Source organism: Spirillospora sp. NPDC000708, assembly GCF_040299565.1.
In the GTDB taxonomy this organism is placed as follows: Bacteria; Actinomycetota; Actinomycetes; order Streptosporangiales; family Streptosporangiaceae; genus Spirillospora.
The window spans coordinates 106,005-130,238 of record NZ_JBEPCJ010000010.1 but is presented as its reverse complement, the minus strand read 5'-3'; the positions used below and the strand labels follow the sequence as shown (position 1 = coordinate 130,238).

Annotated in this window: 11 protein-coding genes; all 11 read left to right on the top strand. The window is 72.4% G+C overall.

Annotated features, from left to right (window positions below):
* The first annotated feature begins 16 nt into the window (after positions 1–16).
* The 11 genes from rhaS to ABT299_RS10295 all read left to right on the top strand — a co-directional run bounded on the left by rhaS (position 17) and on the right by ABT299_RS10295 (position 24,231).
* Positions 17–1,102: a rhamnose ABC transporter substrate-binding protein gene (gene rhaS, locus ABT299_RS10345; RefSeq protein ID WP_190859052.1), complete on the top strand. Its 1,086-nt coding sequence runs from the start codon at positions 17–19 to the stop codon at positions 1,100–1,102.
* A gap of 298 nt (positions 1,103–1,400) precedes the next feature.
* Positions 1,401–1,718: an L-rhamnose mutarotase gene (locus tag ABT299_RS10340; protein WP_387023397.1), complete on the top strand. Its 318-nt coding sequence runs from the start codon at positions 1,401–1,403 to the stop codon at positions 1,716–1,718.
* Positions 1,719–1,729: 11 nt separating this feature from the next.
* Complete coding sequence (rhaI, locus tag ABT299_RS10335; protein WP_387023395.1) at positions 1,730–2,896, top strand: L-rhamnose isomerase; 1,167 nt, start codon at positions 1,730–1,732, stop codon at positions 2,894–2,896.
* Between the two features lie 77 nt (positions 2,897–2,973).
* On the top strand, positions 2,974–5,022 hold the full coding sequence (locus ABT299_RS10330; RefSeq protein WP_190859045.1) for a bifunctional aldolase/short-chain dehydrogenase: 2,049 nt from the start codon (positions 2,974–2,976) through the stop codon (positions 5,020–5,022).
* A gap of 210 nt (positions 5,023–5,232) precedes the next feature.
* A complete protein-coding gene (locus tag ABT299_RS10325; protein WP_500250464.1) occupies positions 5,233–7,731 on the top strand; it encodes an alpha-L-rhamnosidase-related protein in 2,499 nt (832 codons plus the stop codon).
* Between the two features lie 9 nt (positions 7,732–7,740).
* Entirely contained in the window at positions 7,741–9,951 is a 2,211-nt protein-coding gene (locus ABT299_RS10320; protein WP_500250463.1) for an alpha-L-rhamnosidase-related protein, read from the top strand.
* A gap of 32 nt (positions 9,952–9,983) precedes the next feature.
* The gene (locus ABT299_RS10315) at positions 9,984–11,405 is read left to right on the top strand and encodes an L-fucose/L-arabinose isomerase family protein (RefSeq protein WP_190859039.1); all 1,422 of its coding nucleotides are present in this window, start codon (positions 9,984–9,986) and stop codon (positions 11,403–11,405) included.
* Between the two features lie 208 nt (positions 11,406–11,613).
* Positions 11,614–13,695, top strand: coding sequence for a family 43 glycosylhydrolase (locus tag ABT299_RS10310; RefSeq protein WP_500250462.1), 2,082 nt, complete (start codon positions 11,614–11,616; stop codon positions 13,693–13,695).
* On the top strand, positions 13,696–17,688 hold the full coding sequence (locus tag ABT299_RS10305) for a family 78 glycoside hydrolase catalytic domain (RefSeq protein ID WP_500250461.1): 3,993 nt from the start codon (positions 13,696–13,698) through the stop codon (positions 17,686–17,688).
* The gene (locus ABT299_RS10300; protein ID WP_500250460.1) at positions 17,685–21,440 is read left to right on the top strand and encodes a glycosyl hydrolase; all 3,756 of its coding nucleotides are present in this window, start codon (positions 17,685–17,687) and stop codon (positions 21,438–21,440) included. The genes ABT299_RS10305 and ABT299_RS10300 overlap by 4 nt, the downstream gene beginning before the upstream one ends.
* A gap of 46 nt (positions 21,441–21,486) precedes the next feature.
* On the top strand, positions 21,487–24,231 hold the full coding sequence (locus tag ABT299_RS10295) for a family 78 glycoside hydrolase catalytic domain (RefSeq protein WP_500250459.1): 2,745 nt from the start codon (positions 21,487–21,489) through the stop codon (positions 24,229–24,231).
* The last annotated feature ends 3 nt before the right edge of the window (positions 24,232–24,234 follow it).

The window sequence follows — 24,234 nt, the reverse complement described above, 5'->3', positions numbered from 1 at the left end:
CCGAAAGGCACTCGTGATGACCCTTCGTTTGCGCGCCCCGCGCCGCCTCGTGGCCGTCGCGTCCGCGGGCGCACTCGCCCTCTCCCTCGCCGCGTGCGGCGGCACGACCAAGGACTCCTCGTCCGACTCGGGGAACAAGGCCGCCGCGGGCGACGGCAAGGCGGACCCGAACGCGCCCCTCAAGAAGGGCCTGAAGATCGCGTTCCTGCCCAAGCAGGTGAACAACCCCTACGAGACGATCGTCGACAACGCCGGCATCGCCGCCGCCAAGGAGTACGGCGGCGAGGCCAAGGAGGTCGGCCCGTCCGACGCGTCGGCGTCCTCGCAGGTGTCCTACATCAACACGCTGATCCAGCAGCGGCACGACGCGATCCTGATCGCGGCCAACGACCAGAACGCGGTGTGCGGCCCGCTCAAGCAGGCCATGGCCAAGAAGATCAAGATCGTCGCGTACGACTCCGACACCGCGCCCGAGTGCCGCAACGTGTTCATCAACCAGGCCAGCTCGGAGGAGATCGGCCGCAGCGAGGTCAAGCTGCTGGCCGACCAGATCGGCGGCAAGGGCGACATCGCGATCCTGTCGGCGACCGCGAACGCCACCAACCAGAACACCTGGATCAAGTACATGCAGGACGAGCTGAAGAAGCCGGAGTACTCCGGCATGAAGCTCGTCAAGATCGCCTACGGTGACGACGACGACCAGAAGTCGTTCCAGCAGACGCAGGGCCTGCTGCAGGCGTACCCGAACCTGAAGGGCATCATCTCGCCCACCACGGTCGGCATCGCGGCCGCCGCCCGCTACATCGACGGCTCCAAGTACAAGGGCAAGGTCACGCTGACCGGCCTCGGCACGCCGGACCAGATGCGCAAGTTCATCAAGGACGGCACGGTCAAGTCGTTCGAGCTGTGGGACCCGAAGAACCTCGGCTACCTCGCGTCCTACGCCGCGGCGGCGCTGTCGTCCGGGCAGATCACCGGCAAGCAGGGCGAGACGTTCAAGGCCGGCAAGCTCGGCGAGCGCACCATCGGCGCCAACGGCGAGGTCATCCTCGGCCCGCCGACGGTCTTCGACGCCAAGAACATCGACCAGTACCACTTCTGAGTTGCGAACCGTCCCCGCCGGTGACGGCGGGGACGGTCGACGAAGACGCTCGAACGGCGTCTGCTTCCTGGTCAACTACCGCAACCCAGTTGGGGGGACGGCTTATGACTCGTGTCCGCCACCGGCTGTGGCGTGTCGGTCGCATGAGGACGGTTGACTGCGCCCCACGACTGGAAACCCAGCCTCGCAGCGGCGACCGGGTGACTGGAGAACCGTTCCCCGGAGTCCGGGTGCGTTCAGTCCGTCGCCGCAACGTTACTGATGGTAGTGGAGTTTTGGTAGCGGGAGGAGAGCTTTCGTGAAACGCGTCTGCTTTCTGCTCCAGGTCCGGCGCGAATGCCTGGAGGAGTACAAGCAGCAGCACACGGCTGTGTGGCCCGACATGCTCGCAGCGCTGCGCGACACCGGCTGGCGCAACTACTCGCTATTTCTGCGCGAGGACGGCCTCCTTGTCGGCTACCTGGAGACCGACGACTTCGAGGCGGCACAGGAGGCGATGGCCCGCACGGACGTCAATGCCCGCTGGCAGGCGGAGATGGCGCAGTACTTCGAGGACCTCGACGGCCGCCCCGACGAGGGGATGCGGCCGCTCCCCGAGATCTTCCACCTGGATTGAAAGAGGTAATCGTGAACGACACCAGCGCGGTGAAGGACGCCCTGCGCCGCCAGCAGATCGAGACTCCCTCCTGGGCGTACGGCAACTCGGGGACCCGGTTCAAGGTCTTCGCCCAGCAGGGGGTGCCGCGCACCCCGCAGGAGAAGATCGACGACGCCGCGCAGGTGCACCGCTTCACCGGTGTCGCGCCGAGCGTCGCCGTGCACATCCCGTGGGACAAGGTGGACGACTACGCCGCGCTGGCCGCGCACGCCAAGGAGCGCGGGGTGCGGATCGGCGCGGTGAACACCAACGTCTTCCAGGACGACGACTACAGGCTCGGCAGCGTCACCAACCCCGACCCGAAGGTCCGCCGCAAGGCCCTGGACCACCTGCTCGAATGCGTCGACATCATGGACGCGGTCGGGTCGAAGGACCTGAAGCTGTGGTTCTCCGACGGGACGAACTACCCGGGCCAGGACGACATCCGCACCCGGCAGGACCGGATGGCCGAGGCGCTCGCCGCCGTCTACGAGCGGCTCGGCGACGACCAGCGGTTCCTGCTGGAGTACAAGCTGTTCGAGCCGGCGTTCTACATGACCGACCTGCCGGACTGGGGCACGTCCTACGCGCACTGCCTCAAGCTCGGGCCGAAGGCGCAGGTCGTCGTGGACACCGGGCACCACGCGCCCGGCACCAACATCGAGTTCATCGTGGCGTTCCTGCTGCGCGAGGGGAAGCTCGGCGGGTTCGACTTCAACTCCCGCTTCTACGCCGACGACGACCTGATGGTGGGCGCCGCCGACCCGTTCCAGCTGTTCCGGATCATGTACGAGGTGGTGCGGGGCGGCGGCTACGACCCGGAGACGGGCGTGGCGTTCATGCTCGACCAGTGCCACAACATCGAGCCGAAGATCCACGGCCAGATCCGCTCGGTGATGAACGTGCAGGAGGCCACCGCGAAGGCGCTGCTGGTGGACGGCGACGCGCTGCGCGCCGCGCAGGAGTCCGGCGACGTGCTGGCGGCGAACGCGGTGTTCATGGACGCCTACAACACCGACGTGCGGCCGCTGCTGGCGGAGCTGCGCGAGGAGATGGGCCTGCACCCGGACCCGGTCGCCGCCTACCAGGCGTCCGGCTACTTCGAGCGCGTCGTCGCCGAGCGCAAGGACGGCCAGGCCGCCGGCTGGGGCGCCTGACACCGCCGATTCCGACACGCCGCCGATTCCGACAAGCCGTCGATTCCGACAAGCCGTCCGATAAGGAGAGAGCACCGATGACCACTCCACCCGAGGTGGAGCAGCTGCTGGAACGGGCCAACACGCTCGGCTCGGACCCGCGCAACACCAACTACGCGGGCGGGAACGCCTCGGCGAAGGGCACCGTCACCGATCCCGTGACGGCCCGCGACGTCGAGCTGATGTGGGTGAAGGGCTCCGGCGGCGACCTCGGCACGCTCACCGAGAAGGGCCTCGCGGTCCTGCGCCTCGACCGGATGCGCGCGCTCGTCGACGTCTACCCGGGCGTCGAGCGCGAGGACGAGATGGTCGCCGCGTTCGACTATTGCCTGCACGGCAAGGGCGGCGCGGCGCCGTCCATCGACACCGCGATGCACGGCCTCGTCGAGGCGGCGCACGTCGACCACCTGCACCCTGACTCCGGGATCGCGATCGCGACCGCCGCCGACGGCGAGGAGCTGACCCGGCGGATCTTCGGCGACCGGGTCGCGTGGGTGCCGTGGCGGCGCCCCGGCTTCCAGCTCGGCCTCGACATCGCCGCGATCAAGAAGGCGAACCCGCAGGCCATCGGCGTGATCCTCGGCGGGCACGGCATCACCGCGTGGGGCGCGACGAGCGAGGAGTGCAAGGCCAACTCGCTCGACATCATCCGCACCGCCGAGGCGTACATCGCCGAGCACGGCAAGGCCGACCCGTTCGGCGAGGTGATCCACCCGACGCCGCCGCAGGACGAGCGGCACGCCCGCGCCGCCGCGCTGTTCCCGCTGATCCGCGGGCTGGCGTCCACGGACCGGCCGCAGGTCGGGCACTACACCGACGCCGAGGCCGTCCTCGACTTCGTCTCCCGCGCCGAGCACCCGCGGCTCGCCGCGCTCGGCACGTCCTGCCCGGACCACTTCCTGCGCACCAAGGTCCGCCCGATGGTGCTGGACCTGCCGCCGGACGCGCCGCTCGACGACGTCAAGGCCCGGCTGAAGGAGCTGCACGCCGCGTACCGCGAGGAGTACGCGGCCTACTACGACCGGCACGCCGCGCCGGACTCGCCGCCGATGCGCGGCGCCGACCCGGCGATCGTGCTGGTCCCGGGCGTCGGGATGTTCTCGTTCGGCGCGAACAAGCAGACGGCGCGGGTCGCCGGCGAGTTCTACGTCAACGCGATCAACGTGATGCGCGGCGCGGAGGCGCTGTCGTCGTACGCGCCGATCGACGAGGCGGAGAAGTTCCGCATCGAGTACTGGGAGCTGGAGGAGGCCAAGCTCCGCCGGATGCCGAAGCCGAAGCCGCTCGCGACCCGCGTCGCGCTGGTCACCGGCGGCGGCTCCGGGATCGGCGCGGCCACCGCCCGCCGCCTGGCCGCCGAGGGCGCCTGCGTCGTCGTGGCGGACCGCGACCTCGGCGCCGCCGAGAAGGTGGCGGCCGAGATCGGCGCGGGCGCGCTGCGGGCCGCGGACGTCGCCGTCGCGGTCGGCGCGGACGTCACCTCCGAGGACGAGATCGCCGCGGCGGTCCGGGACGCGGTGCTGGCGTTCGGCGGCGTGGACCTCGTCGTCAACAACGCCGGCCTGTCGATCTCCAAGCCGCTGCTGGACACCACCGTCGCCGACTGGGACCTCCAGCACGACGTCATGGCCCGCGGCTCGTTCCTGGTCTCCCGGGAGACCGCGCGGGTGATGGTCGAGCAGGGGATGGGCGGCGACATCGTCTACATCGCCTCCAAGAACGGCGTGTTCGCCGGCCCGAACAACATCGCGTACGGCGCCACCAAGGCCGACCAGGCCCACCAGGTCCGGCTGCTGGCCGCCGAGCTCGGCGAGCACGGCGTCCGCGTCAACGGCGTCAACCCGGACGGCGTCGTCCGCGGCTCCGGCATCTTCGCCGGCGGCTGGGGCGCCAAGCGCGCCGCCGTCTACGGGGTGGAGGAGGAGCGGCTCGGCGAGTTCTACGCGCAGCGGACGCTGCTGAAGCGCGAGGTGCTGCCCGAGCACGTCGCGGCCGCCGTCTTCGCCCTCACCGGCGGGGACCTGACCCACACGACCGGACTGCACATCCCCGTGGACGCCGGAGTCGCCGCCGCGTTCCTGCGCTGACCCCGCGTCCCGATCCCGCGACCCGACGACCCGTCCCGACGACGATGTTCGGGCCGGCGGTCCGGACCGCGCGCCGGCGCCCGGCACTCCACTGCCGGGCCGCCGCGCCGTCCCCACCCGGACCGCCGGCCTTCCCTCCATGGGCCCGCTCGACCAAGTGAACCCGAAGGGATAACGATGCCCCCGGCCGAGAAGTTCGCACGAGCACGCGTGTCCACCGTCACCTCCCTCGCCCTCGCCGCCGCCGTCCTCGTCGCCGCCCCCGCAGGCGCCGCGTCGGCCTCACCGTCCGCCTCCGACCCGCTCGGCCTGCCGTCGCTGTCGCGCGCGGGCCACTACGTCCTCGCGCCGTCCGGCCGGACGGTCCGTCCAGCGCGGGTGGGGGAGGCGTACGGGGTCAACGGCGACTACGTGTCCGCCGACTCCGCCGCGTCCGAGACCGCCGGGCACGGCCTGGAGCCCGGGACGTCCACGACCGGCAAGGCCGACGGCGTCACGGTCCGCCAGACCGGCGGCGCGGCCGGCGCGGGCTTCGCCTACACGATGCGCGCCGGGCGCGGCCCGGTCACGCTGCGGGTCGAGGAGGCCGGCAGCGCGACCGCCCACTACGACGTGCTGGTGAACGGCACGGTCGTCCACGAGCGCACGCCCGACCCGAAGCAGGCCGGGGTGTGGAGCGGCGACAAGGACGGGCTCGTCCACTACGAGGTGGACGTCCCGGCGCGGCTCACCGGCGCGTCCGGAACGATCAAGGTCGAGTTCCGCAACGCCGACGACCCCGGGCAGGGCGCCCGCATCCACGCCGTCTGGACGCTCGCGAAGCAGGGCCGCGCGTCCGCCGCGCCCTATGGCGCCACCGTGCGGAACCCGGCGGGAGCGTTCCACGGCGGGACGACCACGCTCGCCTCCAACGACTACGGCCGCCCCTACGTCGTCTACGACTTCGGCAAGGAGGTCGGCGGGCAGGTCCAGGTGACCGCCGACGTCCGCGAGGGCACGCCGAGGCTCGGCCTGGCCTTCAGCGAGAGCGGCCAGTACCTCACCACCGCGTCCGACTACAGCCAGGACCCGGTCGGCCTCGCCACCGAGACCCACTACCTCGGCACGAAGAGCGGGCGCACCGCGATGACCGACCCGGTCATCCGCGGCGGGTTCCGCTACCTGATGGTGTTCCTGGACGGCCCCGGCGAGGTGCGCCTGTCGGACCTGCGGCTGAAGTTCACCGCCGACCCCGCCAACCCCGACCTCGACGGGTACAAGGGCGCGTTCCTGTCCGGCGACGACACCCTGAACCGGCTCTGGTACGCGGGCGCCTACACCGTCCAGATGGCGACGATCGACCCGAAGACGGGCCGGCCCTACCCGGGCCAGGAGGGTCCCGTCCGCAACGACGCGATCGTCGGCGAGGGCGACAGCGTCATCAGCGACGGCGCCAAGCGCGACCGGATGATCTGGGGCGGCGACAACGCCGTCTCCGACGCGGTGTCGTACCTGACCACCGGGCAGAGCGGCCCCGCCGCCAACGCCGTCGCGTTCATGGCGAAGGGCCAGTCGCCGCAGGGCCAGATCCCCGGGCTCTACCTGACCGACAAGCTCGGCTACAACATGGGCTGGGGCGAGTACGCGGCCTGGTGGGTCGGCAACTACTGGACGCACTACCTCTACACCGGCGACAAGGCGTTCTTCGACAAGTGGTACGACGCGATGAAGAAGAACGTCGCGTGGATGCAGTCCAAGGTCGGCTCCGACGGGCTGCTCGACATGAAGGGCGCGGGCGGCACCTGGGGCTACGGCAACGAGGGCAAGGGCACCTACGTCTCGTCCCTGTACGTCCACGTGCTGGGCCAGGCCGCGCAGGCGGCCGAGGCGCAGGGCGACGCGGCGCTCGCCAAGACCTACCGCGACAATGCCGCCCGCACCGCCAAGGCCATCAACGACGACCTGTGGGACGCGGCCGCGGGCGCCTACAAGGTCGGCCCCACCGACGGGAACCACCCGCAGGACGGCAACGCGATGGCGGTCGTCGCCGGAGTCGCCACCGGGGACCGCGCGAAGTCCGTGCTGAAGTTCTTCGGCGACCGGCTCGCCGACCCGCACGGCGACCTCACCGTGGACAAGGCCGGCGGCGTCGTCCCGCAGTACATCAGCCCGTTCGTGTCGGGCCAGTCGCTGCTGGCCTACGCCTCGCAGGGCGACATGGCGGGCGCGATGTCCGTGCTGGGCCGCACCTGGTACCCGATGCTCGGCAAGGACGCGCCCGGCACCCTCTGGGAGAACGTCAGCACCGCCGGCGCGCCGCAGCTCGGCTCCTACACCAGCCTCTCGCACGGCTGGGCGGCCTCGCCGACGTCGTTCCTCACCAACCAGGTCCTCGGCGTCACCCCGGCCTCCGGCGGGTTCTCGTCGTTCACCGTCCTGCCGCACCCGCCGGACGGGCTGAACTGGGCGGAGGGCAAGGTGCCGACGCCGCACGGCGACATCACCGCGGCCTGGAAGCGGCGCGGCACGACCTTCACGCTCCGCGTCGCAGCGCCGGGCGGCACGACCGCCACGGCGGGGGTGCCCGCGTCCGGCGCGTCCGAGGTCCGCGTGAACGGCTCGGTCGTCTGGCGGAACGGCACCGCCGTGAAGCCGGGCGTCACCGTCCGCGACGGCCTCGTGCAGGTGCCCGGCCTGACCGGCTCGTCCGTCCTGACCGCCTCCCGCTGACCTGGAGTGATGATGGTTCCCCCCACCGCTCGCCGCTCCCTCGCCCGCGCCGCCGTCGCCGCCGCCCTGGCGGTGTCGGCCTCGGCGGCCGTCGCCCTGCCCGCCTCGGCGTCCCCGCGGCCGCGCGGCCCCTGGCAGGACGCGTCCTACAGCCCGGAGCACGGCCAGTGGCGCCCGTACGTGCTGTCGCCGTCGAGCCGCACCGTCCGCCCCGTCGCGATCTACAAGGCCGACCCGCGCCAGGGTCGGATCGACGGGTCGCCGGACGCCGCGCTGCGCGACGGCGGCGGCTCGGTCCGGCTGACCGGCGCCGCCGACCGCACCGGCTCCCCGCTGCTGGTCATCGACTTCGGCAAGGAGGTCGCCGGGCACCTGAAGGTCCGGGTGAAGGGCGCGTCGTCCACGCCGCCGAAGCTGCGCGCGTGCTTCTCCGAGTCGATCCGGTACGCCGCGCTCACGCCGGACGCCAACGACGGCGAAGGCAAGATCGCGCCGGGCTGCGACACCGCGAACATCTGGAACGGCTTCCCCGGCCAGCCCTACACGCAGGACACCGACAGCCACGCCCTGCCGCTCGACGGGAAGAAGCTGCCCGCCACGGTCCGCGACGGCGTCCTGCGCGGCGGGTTCCGCTACGCGACGCTGTTCCTCGACGGCCCCGGAACCGTCGACATCGACGGGGTGTCCGTCGACTTCACCGCCGCCCCGAACCAGCGCGACCTCGACGGCTACCAGGGCCACTTCCTGTCCAGCGACAACGAGCTGAACAAGATCTGGTACGCGGGCGCCTACACCGTGCAGGTGAACACCGGCGCGTCCAACACCGCGAAGAGCTGGCCGTACGCCGCCGGCGAGGGCGACCACGCGGACGCGCAGGTCCCGCACGCCGACCCGAGCAAGTCCGTCATCTACGACGGCGGCAAGCGCGACCGGATCGTCTGGCAGGGCGACCTGGCCGTGCAGGCCCCCGTCACCTACCTGTCCACGGGCGACCTGGAGGCGGTCGACAACTCGCTGTCGTCGCTGGCCTCCCAGCAGCTCCCGGACGGGTTCATGCCCGCGGAGAGCCAGGTCGGCCAGCACAACGCCGACGAGCTGCGGACCTACGGCGAGTACGTCACCTGGTTCGTCAACAACATGTACGAGCACTGGCTCTACACCGGCGACCGCGCCTACCTCGACGAGTGGTGGCCGCAGCTCACCAAGGCGACGGCGTGGCTGGAGTCGGTCCGCGCCCAGGACGACAAGGGCCTCATCGCGTTCGGCGCCGTCGGCTCCTGCGGCCACTACGGCTACTCCGACTGCGGCCACGAGACGTACGTCAACGCCCTGTACGCCCGCAACCTCACGCAGATGGCCGCGATGGCGAAGGCGCGCGGCGACGCGTCCGCCGCCACGACCTACGGCGACCGGTCCGCCGCGGTGAAGAAGGCGATCAACGACCAGCTGTGGGACGAGAAGGCGGGCGCCTACCGGCTGTCGCGGGAGATCCCCGGCGCCTACCCGCAGGACGCCAACGCCACGGCCGTCCTCGCCGGCGTCGCGGGCGGCGACCGCGCCACCCGCGCCCTCGCCTACCTGCGCAAGAACAACTGGTCGCAGTACGGGTCGCTGACCGTCTCCCAGGCCACCCCGAACGCGAGCCTGCCGCCGTTCTACGCGCCGCTGCCCAGCTCGTTCGAGTCCGACGCGCGCCTGGACACCGGCGACGCGTCCGGCCTCGACCTGATCCGGACGTTCTGGGGCCACCAGCTCCGGCAGGACCCCGGCTCGACGTTCTGGGAGCACATGCAGCCGGACGGCACGCCGAACCTCAAGCAGTTCTCCAGCCTCGCGCACGGCTGGGCGAGCGGCCCGACCGTCACGCTCACCACCCGCGTCCTCGGCGTCCAGCCGACCGGTCCCGGGTACGCGTCGTGGTCCGTGGTCCCGTTCACCGGGGGACTGACGTGGGCCGAGGGAACGGTCCCGACGCCGCACGGCGCCATAGCCGCGTCGTGGCGGACGACCGGCCGCGGCTTCCGGCTCGACGTCACCGCACCGCGCGGCACGTCCGGCCGGCTCGCCGTCCCGGTCACCCCGTCGACGTCCCGCGTCGCCCTGGACGGCCGGACGGTCTGGGCGCACGGCAAGGCGACCGCGCGGGGCGTGTCCGGCGATGGGAAGTACGTCTACGTGGACGGCGCGCCGTCCGGCCGCCACACCCTGACAGCCGAATGACAGGGACGGCCAGGTAATCGAGAGGAGCAGGCATGGCAGGCAACACCGGGGCGCCGCCGCCCGTGAAAGTGGGACTCGTGGCCGGCGGGCTCGGCGCGTACTGGCCGCAGTTCCCCGATCTGCTGCCGCAGCTGAAGCGGTCGGCGGAGCGGGTGTCGGAGCGGATGCGCGGGCTCGGCGCCGAGGTGGTCGACGTCGGGTTCATCTCCGACGCGCAGGAGGGCGCGGCCGCGGCCGAGCGGCTGCGCGCCGAGGGCTGCGACATCATCGTCGGCTTCCTCACCACCTACATGACCGCGACGATGCTCGTCCCCGTCGCGCAGCGGGCGGACGCCCCGGTGTTGCTGATCAACCTGCAGCCGACCGAGTCGATGGACCACGCCACGTTCGACACCGGGCAGTGGCTCGCCTACTGCGGCGCCTGCCCGCTGCCGGAGATGGCGAACGCCTTCGCGCGGTGCGGGGTCCCGTTCCGCTCGGTCTCCGGCTACCTGGAGGACGAGCGGGCCTGGGCGAAGATCGGCCGCTGGGTGCGGGCCGCCGGGGTGCGCGCGGCGCTGCGCCGCGGCCGGCACGGCCTCATGGGCCACCTGTACCCCGGCATGCTGGACGTGTCCACCGACCTGACGCTGGTCAGCGCGAACTTCGGCGGGCACGTCGAGGTGCTGGAGTTCGACGACCTGCGGGTCCGGGTGGAGAAGGTCACCGACGCCGAGACCGCCGCGAAGAAGGCCGAGGCGGAGAAGATCTTCGAGCTGGACGCCTCCGTCAACGACGAGGACCTCACCTGGGCCGCGCGGGTGTCGGTCGGCCTGGACCGGCTCGTCGAGGACTTCGAGCTGGACAGCCTCGCCTACTACCACCGGGGCCTGGACGGCGAGATCCACGAGCGGCTCGGCGCCGGGATGATCCTCGGCGCGTCGCTGCTCACCGCCCGCGGGATCCCGGCGGCCGGCGAGTACGAGCTGCGCACCTCCCTCGCGATGCTGATCGCCGACCGGCTCGGCGCGGGCGGCTCGTTCACCGAGCTGCAGGCGCTCGACTTCCACCGCGGCCACGTCGAGATGGGCCACGACGGGCCCGCCCACCTGGCGATCAGCGCCCGCCGCCCGCTGCTGCGCGGCCTCGGCGTCTACCACGGCAAGCGCGGCTACGGCGTGTCCGTGGAGTTCGACGTCAAGCACGGCCCGGTCACCGCGTTCGGCGTCATCCAGCGCCGCGACGGCCGGTTCGCGTTCGTCGCGTCCGAGGGCGAGACCGTGGACGGCCCGCTGCTGCAGATCGGGAACACGACGTCCCGCGTCGACTTCGGCTGCGACCCCGGCGAATGGGTCGACGCCTGGAGCGCCACCGGCATCTCCCACCACTGGGCCCTCGGCACCGGCCACCGGATCGCCGACCTGAAGGCCCTCGCCGACCTCCTGGAGATCGAACTGGTCACCGTGAACCCCTGACCCCGGCGGCACCCGCCGGACGACCGACCCTGACGGACTCGAACTTCTCTCTAGGCGCGATCGGGGGATCCGTCCCTAGGCGATGACGGGCGCAGGCCCGTGGCCGTGCGACCCGCCCGCACGGCCACGGGCTCTGTTCCGCATGCCCGGAAACGGACGACGCGCCGCCCCCCACCCCACAGCGCAGCTCCGAGAGGACGCCCCGTCCATGCGCACCATCCCCCCACGCCGGCCCGGGCGAGGCCGCGGCCTCGCCCTCGCCGCGACCCTGGCGCTGCTGCTCGGCGTCTTGGCCGCACCCGCCGCGCCGCCCGCGCTGGCGTCGACGGTCAGCCCGATCACCAACTACGGGCCGGACGGCGAGCAGACCGTCCGGTTCGACACCGGCGGGAACGCGGTCGACGCCCACGACGGCGCGATCCAGCGGTTCGGCGACACCTACTACCTGTACGGGACGAGCTACGACTGCGGCTACCAGTGGCAGGTCAACAGCACGTTCTGCGGCTTCAAGGTGTACTCCTCGCCCGACCTCGTGCACTGGACCGACCGCGGCCACGTCGCCGAGGCCCGCTCCTGCAAGTTCTGCTTCCGCCCGCACACCGTCTACGACAAGGCGACCCGCAAGTACGTGATGTGGGTGAACGACCAGGAGGCCGCGGACAAGTTCCGCGTCTACACCGCTGACCGGCCGACCGGTCCGTTCACCGAGCAGCCCGTCCCGGACCTTCCGGCGGGCACGCACTGCACCGCCGACCTCGACGTCTTCGTCGACGACGACGGCAAGGGCTACCTCACCTGCAGCAACGCCGGATGGCACATCGCCGTCATCCAGCTGACCCCCGACTACCTGCGCGCCGCCGGCCCCTACGACGTCACGGGCGTGACCCGTGTCGAGGCGCCGTCGATCTTCAAGCGGAACGGCGTGTACTACCTGACGATGTCGGACCCGAACTGCGGGTACTGCACCGGCACCGGCACGTCCTACCTCACCGCGTCGAGCCCGCTCGGCCCGTGGAAGGGCCGCGACGCCTGGACGGCCGCCGACGGCGCGCTCACCGTCCACGGCGGCCTGTACGGCCTGTCGCAGCAGGGCGAGGACTGGTCCGACTACACCTTCTCCTTCGACGTCGCGCCGCTGCCGACGGCGTCGGGCAAGCTGGCGCAGGCCGGGTTCTCCGTCCGGATGAACCAGGACGACCACGGCTACCTGTTCCTGCTCACCGGTTCCGGCACGGGCAACGGGAAGCTGAGCGTGCTGCGGCGCGCCGGGTCCACCACCGCCAGCCACGTCGTGCAGCTCGACAAGCCGATCGTGGCGGGGGAGTGGCACCACGTGTCGGTCACCGCGTCCGGCTCCACGCTGACCACGTCCGTCGACGGGACGCAGGTCGACACCTACACCGACGCGACGTATCCCGTCGGCAAGGTCGGGTTCCGCGAGTGGAACGGCGCGGACCTGGAGTCGGCGAAGTTCGACAACGTGCGCGTGACCTCGGCGTCCGGTCAGGACCTGCTCGCGGACGACTTCTCCGGCGACCTGTCCAAGTGGGTCGTCCCGACCGCCGGGACGAGCATCACCGCGAACTCCTGCGGCGGGCAGCCCGCCCAGGTCGCGACGCTCCGCCAGCGGCACGGCGCGCCGATCTACATGTACTTCAGCGACCTGTGGAACGGCCACACCAACGAGGCCCTCGCCAACTACCACTGGCAGCCGCTCGCGTTCGGCGCCGACGGATCGATCACCCCGGTCCAGTGCGGCAACGCGACCGTCCGCCTCGACCCCGGGCACCCGGGACGGCAGGCGGCGGTCCCCGGCCTCGACCAGAGCAGCGGCACCGCCGGTTTCCGCACCGGCTGCGACGTCGCCGGGGGCGTCCGGCGCGAGCAATCGTTCACCGCCGGGCGCGGCGGCCGCCTCGCCTCCCTCGCCGTCACCGCGTTCAAGGACGGCACCGAGCAGGGGCGCGTCGAGCGCACCCCGCCGTCCGAGCCGCTGGACATCGAGGTCACCGACGGGACCCGGACGCTCTGGTCCGGCTCCGTCCCGGCGGCGGAGATCGGCTGGTCCGCGCGGAACGTGACCGTCCACCCGGGCATCCCGGTCCGGCGCGGCGCGCACTACACCGTCCGGATCTCCTCCACCGCGACCACGGGCTGCTATGGCGTCGCCTACAACGACCACGACCCGTACCAGGGCGGCGCGTCCGCCGTCAGCCGTGACGGCGGCGCGATCTTCACCGCCGAGCCCGGCCGCGACCTGAAGTTCCTCACCACCGTCCGGGGAGCCTGAATGCGCACCACCCCCACCCGCACGACCCCCACCCGCACGGCACTGACCCGCGCCGCTCTGCCGGCGGCGTTCCTCCCGCTGCTGATCGGGGCCGCCTTCGCGGTCCCGGCGCGCGCCGACGCGTCCGGCCTGCGGGCCTTCGGGCTGCGCACCGACGCGCTCGACGCCCCGCTCGGCATCGACGACACGGCGCCGGCGCTGAGCTGGCGGCTCACCGCGCCCGGCCGCGGCGCCGCGCAGGCCGCCTACCAGGTCGAGGCCGCCACCTCCCGGAACGGGCTCGGCCGCGCCGACCTGTGGGACTCCGGGAAGGTGGCGTCCGGCACCCCGAACGCCGTCTACCGGGGCACGGCGCTCACCTCCCGCCGCCAGGTGTGGTGGCGGGTCCGGGTCTGGGACGGCTCCGGGCGGGCGTCCGCCTGGAGCCCCCCGGCCCGGTTCGAGATGGGCCTGCTCGGCAAGGACGACTGGTCCGGGAAATGGATCACCGACGACCGGTGGCTGAACCGGGCGCCGAGCCCCGTCACGGTCGGCCTGCCCGCCGGGACGAAGGCCCGCTACCTGCGGATCGACGTGTCCAAGCTGGGCCTGCCGATCAGCGAGAGCGGGTCGCTGCTGTCCCGGCTGCAGCTCGCCGAGATCGAGGCGCTCGACCCGTCCGGCGCGAACGTGGCGAAGGGCGCGGCGGTCACCGCGTCCGAGGTCCGCGAGTACCCGGGCAAGTGGATGCCGGAGTTCCTCACCGACGGGTCGCTCACCACGCAGAAGGCGCCGTTCGGGTACACCAGCAACGCCTACAAGGCGCAGGACCCGGGCCACCACATCTGGCTTCAGCTCGACCTCGGCGCCGCCAAGGACGTCGCCTCGGTGAGGCTCTACCCGCGCACCGACGTGATGACGAGCGACGGGAAGACGCCGAACTTCCCGGTCGACTACACCGTGCAGACCTCCGACGCGGCGGACGGCCCGTTCACCGTGGTGAAGACGGTCACCGACCAGGTCCCGCCGCCCGCCTACCAGACGTCCATGCCCGCGCTGCCGCTGCTGGCGCGGCAGTTCTCGCTGAAGAACACCGTCCGGTCGGCGCGGCTGTACATCACCGCGCTCGGCATCTACGACGCGACGATCAACGGGAGGCCGGTCAGCGACGCCGTCCTCGAACCGCCGAACACCGACTACAAGAAGCGGGTCGAGTACGCGGCCTACGACGTGACGAAGCTGCTGCGGCGCGGCGGCAACGCGATCGGCGTCCGGCTCGGCAACGGCACCTACAACGTCGCCGCCACCAACGACCGCTACACCAAGTACGTCGGCGCGCAGGGGGCGCCCAAGCTGCTCGCGCAACTCGAGGTCACGCTCGAGGACGGCACGACCGCCCGCGTCGCGACCGACGGGTCCTGGCGCACCGATCTCGGGCCGACCACGTCCAGCCAGTGGTACGGCGGCGAGGACGAGGACGCCCGGCTCGCGCAGCAGGGCTGGGACGGGCCGTCCGCGGACCTGTCGTCATGGAAGCCGGCCACCGAGGCGCCCGACCCGGGCATCGCGCTGACCGCGCGGATGTCCCCGGCGATCGTCCCCGTCGGCACCCGCAAGACGGTGAAGGTCACGCATCCGGAGAAGGACACCTACGTCTTCGACCTCGGCGAGAACATCGTCGGCCGGCCCGAGCTGAGCGTGCGCGGGAAGCGCGGCACGAAGCTGACGATCAAGCCGGGGGAGCGGCTCGGCGCGGACGGCCTCGTCGAGCAGGGCACCATGATCGCGGGCGGCGCGCAGAACCCGCCCATCATGGACACCTACACCCTCGCGGGCACCGGAACCGAGACATGGCACCCCCGGTTCGTCTACCACGGCTTCCGCTACATCCAGTTCAGCGGCCTGGACGCGGCGCCTTCCGCGGACACGGTGTCGGCGACGATCCTGCGCGCCGGGAACGCCTCCGCCGGCTCGTTCGACAGCTCCGACCTGCTGCTCAACGGCATCCACACGATCATCGACCGGGCCGTGCAGGGCAACATGATGTCGATCCTCACCGACTGCCCGGACCGGGAGAAGCTCGGCTGGCTGGAGGAGACCCAGCTCGTCCAGGGCACGATCACCCGCGGGTACGACGTCGCCGCCTACTACCCGGCGCTGCTGCGCAACATGGCGGAGGCGCAGACCGCCGACGGGCTCGTCCCCGACATCGCGCCCGCGTACGTGACGTTCTCCGGCGGCGTCTGGGACGACCCGAACTGGGGCAGCGCGATCATCCTGGCCGCCTGGCAGCACTACGTCACCTACGGCGATGCCAAGCCGCTGCGCGACTTCTACCCGAACATGCAGCGCTACCTGGACTACCTCACGTCCAAGGCGAAGGGGAACCTGCTCGACTACGGTCTCGGCGACTGGGCCGCGGTCGACAAGACTACCCCGACCGGCGTCGCCGCCACCTACGGCTACCAGCGCAGCGCCGCCGCGCTCGCGAAGATCGCCAAGCTGCTCGGCAAGGACGACGACGCGGAGAAGTACACCAGGCTCGCCGGCGACATCGCCGACGCGTTCAACGCCAAGTACCTCGACACCGGCAAGCACACCTACGGGTCGGGCAGCCAGGCCGGCGACGCGTTCGCGCTCGACCTCGGCATCGTGCCCGCCGACCAGAAGCAGGCCGTCCTCGACCACCTCGTCTCGACCATCAAGGCGAACGGCTACCACCTGACGGTCGGGGAGATCGCGCTGCCGTCGGTGTTCCGGACGCTGTCGGCGGCCGGCCGCGACGACGTCATCCTCGCCGTCGCGCAGCAGGTCACGAACCCGAGCTACGGCTACCAGGTGGTGCACGGCGCGACCGCGCTCACCGAGTACTGGGACGGCCCGACCGGCTACGGCTCGCAGAACCACTTCATGCTCGGCGCGATCGACGAGTGGTTCGGCGCCGGGCTCGCCGGCATCCGGCAGGCGGACGGCTCGGTCGGCTACGGCGACCTGGTGATCCGGCCCGCCGTGGTCGGCGACCTCACCCGCGCCTCGTCGTCGTACGACACCCCGCGCGGCACGGTGTCCAGCGCCTGGCGCCGGTCCGGGCGCGACCTGCGGCTCGACGTGACGGTCCCGCCGGGCGCGCCCGCGCGCGTCGAGGTGCCGCTGCTCGGCGCGTCCGCCGCGCAGGCCCCGGCGGGCGCGCGCTCGCTCGGCGTCCAGAACGGGCACGCCGTCTACGAGGTCGGGTCGGGTTCGTGGACGTTCGCCGTCCGCACGCCCACCGCGGTCCGGCAGGACCGGACGCAGCTCGCCGTCGAGCCGCCGTTCGGCGTGAACGTCCCGGTGACCCCCGGCACGGCCGCCGACGCCCGGTTCCGCGTGACGAACCTGGAGCGCCGCGCCGTCACCGTCCCGGTGAAGGCGGCCGCGTCGGCCGGGTTCACCGCGTCCGCCCCCGCGCGGGTCACGATCCCGGCGGGCGGCTCGGCCGAGATCCCCGTCGAGGTGAAGGGCCCGGACGCGGACGGCACGAAGGGCACCGTCACCGTCACGGCCGACGACGAGTCCGTGACCGCGCCGGTCCTCGTCACCGGGAACCTCGTCCGCTCCGCGAGCATGTCGGCGTCCAGCACGCACAGCGGGTCGTCGCCCGCCTGGGCCAACGACGGCGGCACCGACTCCGGCGTCTGGCTGAACGGCGTCGGCGGCTGGAACGACGACACCTCCAAGTCCTTCCCCGACACCCTCACCGCGACCTGGAAGGACCCGCAGAGGATCGGCCGGGTCGAGGTCTACACGCTCGACAGCCCGAGCAACTCCGCCGCCAAGTCCGGCCTGCGCGACTTCGACGTCCAGGCGCAGGTCGGCGGCCAGTGGACGACGGTCGCGACCGTCACCGGCAACACCGCCGGGAGGGTCGAGCGGACCTTCGCCCCCGTGCAGGCGTCCGCGCTGCGGCTGCTCGTGCACGACTCCAACGACCACAACTACAGCCGCGTCATCGAACTGGAGGGCTACTCCTCATGACCCGCTCCAAAGTCCGTCCGGCGGCCGGAGCCCGCCGGACCTCGGCGCGGCTCGCCGCCGTGCCGGTGGCGGCGCTGCTCGCCGTGTCCGGGCTCGCGGTCGTCGGGGCGGCGGAGGGCGCCGAGTCGTTCGGGCCGACGGTGCCCGCCCTGACCCGCGGCACCTTCGCCGACCCGCCGGCCTCCGTGCGGCCCAAGTACCGCTGGTGGCAGCCGCTCGCCTACACCGACGACAAGGAGCTGGCCGCCGAGCTCGACCAGATCAAGAAGGCGGGCGGCGGCGGCGCCGAGGTCGCCCCCTTCAACGTCGAGGGCACCGGCGGCAACACCCCCGACTTCCTGAAGACCTACGGCTGGGGCACACCGCTCTGGGCGGAGAAGACCCGGACGATGCTGGCCGCGGCCAGGGACAAGGGCCTCGGCCTGGACCTCACCATCGGCCCGCGCTGGCCCGCGACCGTCCCCACGGTCGCCGACGTCAACGACCCCAGCGCCCAGCAGCAGATCGTCTTCTCCTACGAGTTCCACAAGGGCGGCGCGAGCCGCTCCGGCGGGCTGCCGGCCAACTTCAACGTCGCGCCGCCCGCCGGCGCGAAGAAGACGCTCGTCGCCGCCCTCGTCGCGAAGTGCTCCGACGCGGGCTGCAGCGCCTCGTCCAGCGCACCGCGGATGCTGGATCGCTCCAGCGTCACCGACGTGACGTCGAAGGTGGACGAGCAGGGCAACGTCGCGGTCGACTTCCCCGGCGACGACAAGAGCACCTACGCGCTGATCGCCTTCTACCAGACGCCCAGCGGGCAGTCCCTGTCCGGCTACACCGCGACCGGCACCAACTACGCGCTCGACCCGTTCAGCGAGGCCGGCGCGAAGGCCACCACCGACTTCTACGACAAGAACATCCTCACCTCCGACGTGCGCAAGCTCCTCGCCCGGATCGGCGAGACCGACCTGTTCGAGGACTCGCTCGAACTCGGCACCACGCAGAAGTGGACGTCGCAGCTCGTCGACCAGTGGACGAAGCTGCGCGGCTACTCGCCGGTCGACGTGCTGCCCGCCCTCGCGGGCGCCGGCGACCAGGGCATCACCGACCGGCCGTTCTTCGACTTCGGCGGCGGCGTCGGCGCCCGCGTCCGCACCGACTACCGGCAGACGCTCAGCGACCTGTACATCCGCAACCGGCTCGACGTGCTGCGCGAATGGGCGCACAAGCACCACATCAAGACCCGCATCCAGCCGTACGGCATCCCGGTGGACGTCTCAGAGGCCGCCTCGCACATCGACGTGCCCGAGGGCGAGTCGCTGGCGTTCGGGCAGTCGGTCGGCGCCTACAGCAACGTGCAGGACTACCGCGTGGTCGCCACGGGCGCGCACCTGTCCGGGCAGCCGGTGGTGTCCGACGAGTGCTGCGCGTTCTCCGGCACGGTGTGGGGCTCGACGGCGGGCGCCGGATCGGACGCCTCCAACCTCCAGGCCGTCTACCGCGGCTTCGCCGGCGGCGTGAACCAGGTCGTCTGGCACGGCTTCCCGTACCTGAGCCGGGGACCCGCGGGCGCCGGACCCCAGTCGGTCTGGCCCGGCATGACCTACGGCGGCAACACCTCCTACTCGGAGGCGTGGGGCGACAAGGGCGGCCCGAACTGGGCCGACTACCGCGCGGTCAACGACAACCTCGCGCGGATGCAGCTCGTGCTGCGGCAGGGCAAGCCCCGCTTCGACCTCGCCGTGTACTGGCAGGACTTCGGCATGAACGGGACCGGCACCACCGGCTCCGGGTCGAACAAGCTGATCCAGGACTCCTCGGAGCTGGCGTCGGCCGGATACACCTACGAGTACCTCAGCCCGGCGCAGCTCCAGCGCAAGGACGCCTCCTACTCCGGCGGCGCCCTGTTCCGCGACGGCTCCGCCTACCACGCGGTGCTGCTGAAGGACCAGAAGACGATGCCGCTGGCCGCCGCCGAGAAGCTGCTGAGCCTGGCGCGGCAGGGCCTCCCCGTCGTGATCGTCGGGGACGCGCCGAGCACGGTGCCCGGCGACGGCGACGCGGGCGGCCAGGACGCGAAGCTCACCTCGGTGGTCTCCGAGCTGCTCAAGCAGCGGACCGTGGTCCGGGCGGCGAGCGAGGCGGACGCGCCCGACGCGCTGCGCCGCCTGCGCGTCACCCCAGCCGCGACCCCGCACGACGGCTCCGGCGCGATCCTCGACGTCCGCCGCGAGGCGGGCTCCACGGATTACTACTACCTGTACAACCAGACGAACACCACGACCGCGCAGACGGTCACCCTGACCGGCGACGGCGCCCCCTACAAGCTGGACACCTGGACCGGGAAGATCACCCCGATCACGGACTACACGTCGGGGCACGGCACGGTCACCGTTCCCGTCCGGCTCGCGGCGAACGACGCCACGGTCATCGCGGTCACGCCGCGGCACGACGCCACGTTCCCCGGCCAGGGCAAGCCGGACCGGCCGGGCGGGCAGCGGACGGCGGCCGTCCCGCAGCCGGTGAAGCTGAACGAGTGGTCGCTGTCGGTGGACTCGTGGGGCCCCGGGCCGTCCGGCAAGCCCGGCGACACCGCGCACAAGACGCTCGGTCCCGTCACGGTGAAGGCGGGGGGGAACGGCGCGCTGCCCGCCTGGTCGGCGATCACCACGGCCGGCGGCTACCCGGTCGACCTCAAGGACGTGTCGGGCGTCGGCACCTACACCGCGCACGTCACCCTCGACGACGGCTGGAAGGGCATCGACGCCGCCGAGATCGACCTCGGCACGCCGGTGGACACCGTCAAGGTGAACGTCAACGGCCACGACCTGCCGCCGCTCGACCAGGCGGACCTGCGGCACGTCCAGGTCGGCCGGTACCTGCGGCCCGGCGACAACACGATCACCGTCCGGGTCGCCTCGACGCTGCTCAACGCGGTCCGCGTCGCGCCCGGCACCGGCGCGTCCTCGCGGGCGCCGATGGACTACGGGCTGTTCGGCCCCCTCACCCTCACCGCGACCGGCGGCGACCGGCCGGTGCTGACCGCCGAGGCGCTCGAACCCGAGCTGCCGCTGGCGGACGGCGGCTACAACCGCGCGACCGTGCGGGTCACCAACGCCTCCGGCCGTGCGGCGAACGTGACCGTCGCGGCGTCGGCCGCCGACGGGATCACCGCGACGCCGCAGCAGGGCAAGGTGACGGTCCCCGCCGGCGGATCGGTGACGGTGCCCGTCGACGTGCGCGACCAGGGCGTCTCGTCCGGGACGAGCACGCTGAAGGTGACCGCGCGCAGCGACGCCGGGCCGTCCGCCGAGACCGCGGTGACGCTGCGGCACTCCGGCGACCTGGCGCTCAACCCGGGCGGCGCGCCGTTCCCGCGCGTCATCGCGGACGCGGGCCAGGACCGCTACCCGGCGAAGCTCGCCGTGGACGGCTCGGCCAGCACGTTCTGGGTCTCGTGGGGCCGCGCCGCGGGCCAGGGACCGACCGCGGAGGACCCGGTGCGGTACGGGCTCGACTTCGGCGCGCCCGTCCGGTTCGGCTCGGTCGTCGTGGGCGGCCGCTCCAACTACGGGCCGCGCGACTACGCCGTCCAGGTCTCCGATGACGGCCGGACGTGGCGCACCGTCGCCACCGCGGCCGACACGCCCAAGGAGGGCGGGACGACGACGTTCGACAAGGTCAGCGCCCGGTACGTGCGCATCGAGGTCAGCCGGAGCTGGGACTCCACCAACGCCAACGTGCAGCTGAGCGGCTTCTCCGTACGGCCGTAGGGCCGCATCCCCCCACTGGAGGTTCTTCCTCATGATCCGCCGTATCGTGAATCGTTCCACCGGGTCCCGCACCGTCCTCGCGGCCGCCGCGACCATGACGGCCGCCGCCGTCGTGGCGCTGCCCGGAACCGCGCAGGGCGCGGTGAAGGCAGGGCACGCCCCGCAGGCGCCGGCAAGCCTCACCGTCGGCGACCAGGCCCGGCCGCTCAGCGTGGAGGGCGCGCCGCGGTTCGGGTGGCGGCCCCGCGACGTCGACCCCGGCGAGGTCCAGTCCGCCTACGAGATCGCCGTGCGCGACGCGTCCGGCAAGACCGTTTGGGACAGCGGACGGGTGACGTCGGCGAGCCAGGAGTACGTGCCGTACGCGGGGCCGGCGCTGGCGTCCGAGGCGACCTACACCTGGAAGGTCCGCACCTGGGACCGCACCGGCAAGGCGTCCCCGTGGTCGCGGGCGGCGTCGTTCGACACCGGGCTGAGCGACGGCCAGTGGGGGGCGTCCTGGATCCGCCGGACCACCGCCGAGTCCGACGACTACACCCTGGCCCGCAAGGACTTCACCGTCGGGACGTCGCCGGTGGTGCGGGCCCGCGTCCACATCTCCGCCGACCAGCAGTACGACCTGCGCCTCAACGGCGAGACGGTCGACCGGGGACCGGCGTTCGAGTACGCCGACGACCTGTTCTACAAGACCGTCGACGTCACCTCGCGGCTCAAGGCGGGCGGGGACGCGACGCTCGGCGCGGTCTACCACTGGTACGGGTCCGGGCAGGGGCGGCCGAAGGGCGAGCCGGGGCTGCTGGTCCGGCTCGTCATCGACCACGCCGACGGCACCCGGCAGGTCGTCGTCAGCGACGGCACCTGGAAGGTGGCGCGCGGCCCGTGGAAGACGGCGCCGCGCCGCAACGGGGACGGCGCCGACTGGGTCGAGGACGTCGACGGCACCGCCGAGCCGCTCGGCTGGGACCGGCCGGGCTTCGACGCCTCGTCCTGGGCGGCGCCGCAGCTCGTCGGCGCGCACCCGACCTCGACGTTCAAGCACGTCCACGGGCAGGAGACGTCCCTGGCGTACGAGACCGTCCACCCGGTGAAGGTGACGAAGCTGGCGTCGGGCGCGCTCGTAGCCGACTTCGGGAAGGTGATCCCGGCGGTGCCGGTCGTCCGTTTCCGCGACGGGACCGCCGGGCGGCACGTCGACATGCACGCCGGATACCTGCTCGCCGACGACGGCACGGTGTCGCGCTCCAAGGACGACAACCAGGACACCGACCTCACCTACGGCTACACGCAGCGCGACGGCGACCAGACGTTCCGGGCGTTCACCTACGAGGGGTTCCGCTACTTCGAGGTCGGTCCCGGCGCGGGCATCGACCCCGAGGACATCTCCGCCGTCGTCCAGCACAACTCCGTCGACCGCACCGCGACGGTCCGCACGTCCGACAAGGGGGTGAACGACGCCTACGCCATGATGGCGCGGTCGGCGCTGTACGGGTCGCAGTCGCAGTTCCTCGACACCCCGACCCGGGAGAAGGGCCAGTTCCTCGGCGACGCCGTCGACACCTCGACCGCCGCGATGGGCGCGTTCGGGGAGCGGCGGCTCACCCGGCAGGCGATCCAGGAGTTCATCGCCTCCCAGGCCCGCTACTGGCCGGACGGCCGGCTCAACTCCGTCTACCCGAACGGCGACGGCAAGCGCGACATCCCGGACTACACCGAGATGTTCCCCGGCTGGGTGTGGGACTACTTCGAGCAGTCCGGCGACGCCGCCACCCTCGCGCAGGCGTACCCGGTGATGAACGCCGTCGCCGGATACGTCCGCCGCTACATCGACTCGGGCACCGGGCTGGTCACCGACCTCGAAGGCGGGTCCGGCCAGTACAAGTACGGCATCATCGACTGGCCCGCGACCATGCGCTACGGCCACGACATGGACACCGCCGCCCGCACGGTCATCAACGTCCTCGGCGTCGACGTCCTGAACGCCACCGCCCGCGCCGCCGACGCCCTCGGCAAGACCGACGAGGCCGCGGCCCTGCGCAAGGAGGCCGGCACCCTCACCGGCGCCATCAACGCCAAGCTCCGCCGCGCCGACGGCATCTACATCGACGGACTGAAGAGCGACGGCACGCAGAGCACGCACGCCTCGCAGATCGCCAACGCGTACGCGGTCGCGTACGGGATCGCGCCGGCCGGGTCCCGCGAGGCGATCGGCTCCTACATCGCCGGGCTCGGCATGCAGATGGGGCCGATGACCGCGCACCGGCTGCTCCAGGCGCTCGACGACGCGGGCCGCCCCGGCGACGTCGTCACCCGCCTCACCGACACCGAGGGGCCGGGCTGGGGCAACATCCTCGCGCGCGGCGGCACCTTCACCTGGGAGTCGTGGGACGCGCCCGAGACCGGGCAGAGCTTCTCGCACCCGTGGGGCTCGACGTCCCTCGTCGACGTGCAGCGGTCCCTCCTCGGCGTCACCGTGACCGCCCCGGCGGGCGCGTCGGTCCGGATCCAGCCGCCGCTGTCCGGCATCAGCGGCGCGACGGGCACGATCCCGGTCCAGCGCGGCGACGTCGGCGTCCGGTGGACGCGGCGCGGCGGTGCCGGTCAAGAGCAGGGCGTCTCGCTCTCGGTGGACGTCCCGGTTAACGTCACGGCCGAGATCCGCGTCCCGGCGCGGTCGGCGCGCGACGTCCGCGTGTCCGGGCCGGGCGGCGCCCGCTTCACCGGCATGCAGGGCGGCTACGCGGTCTTCCAGGCCGGGTCCGGCCGCCTCACCTTCCAGTCGACGCACGCCTGAGGA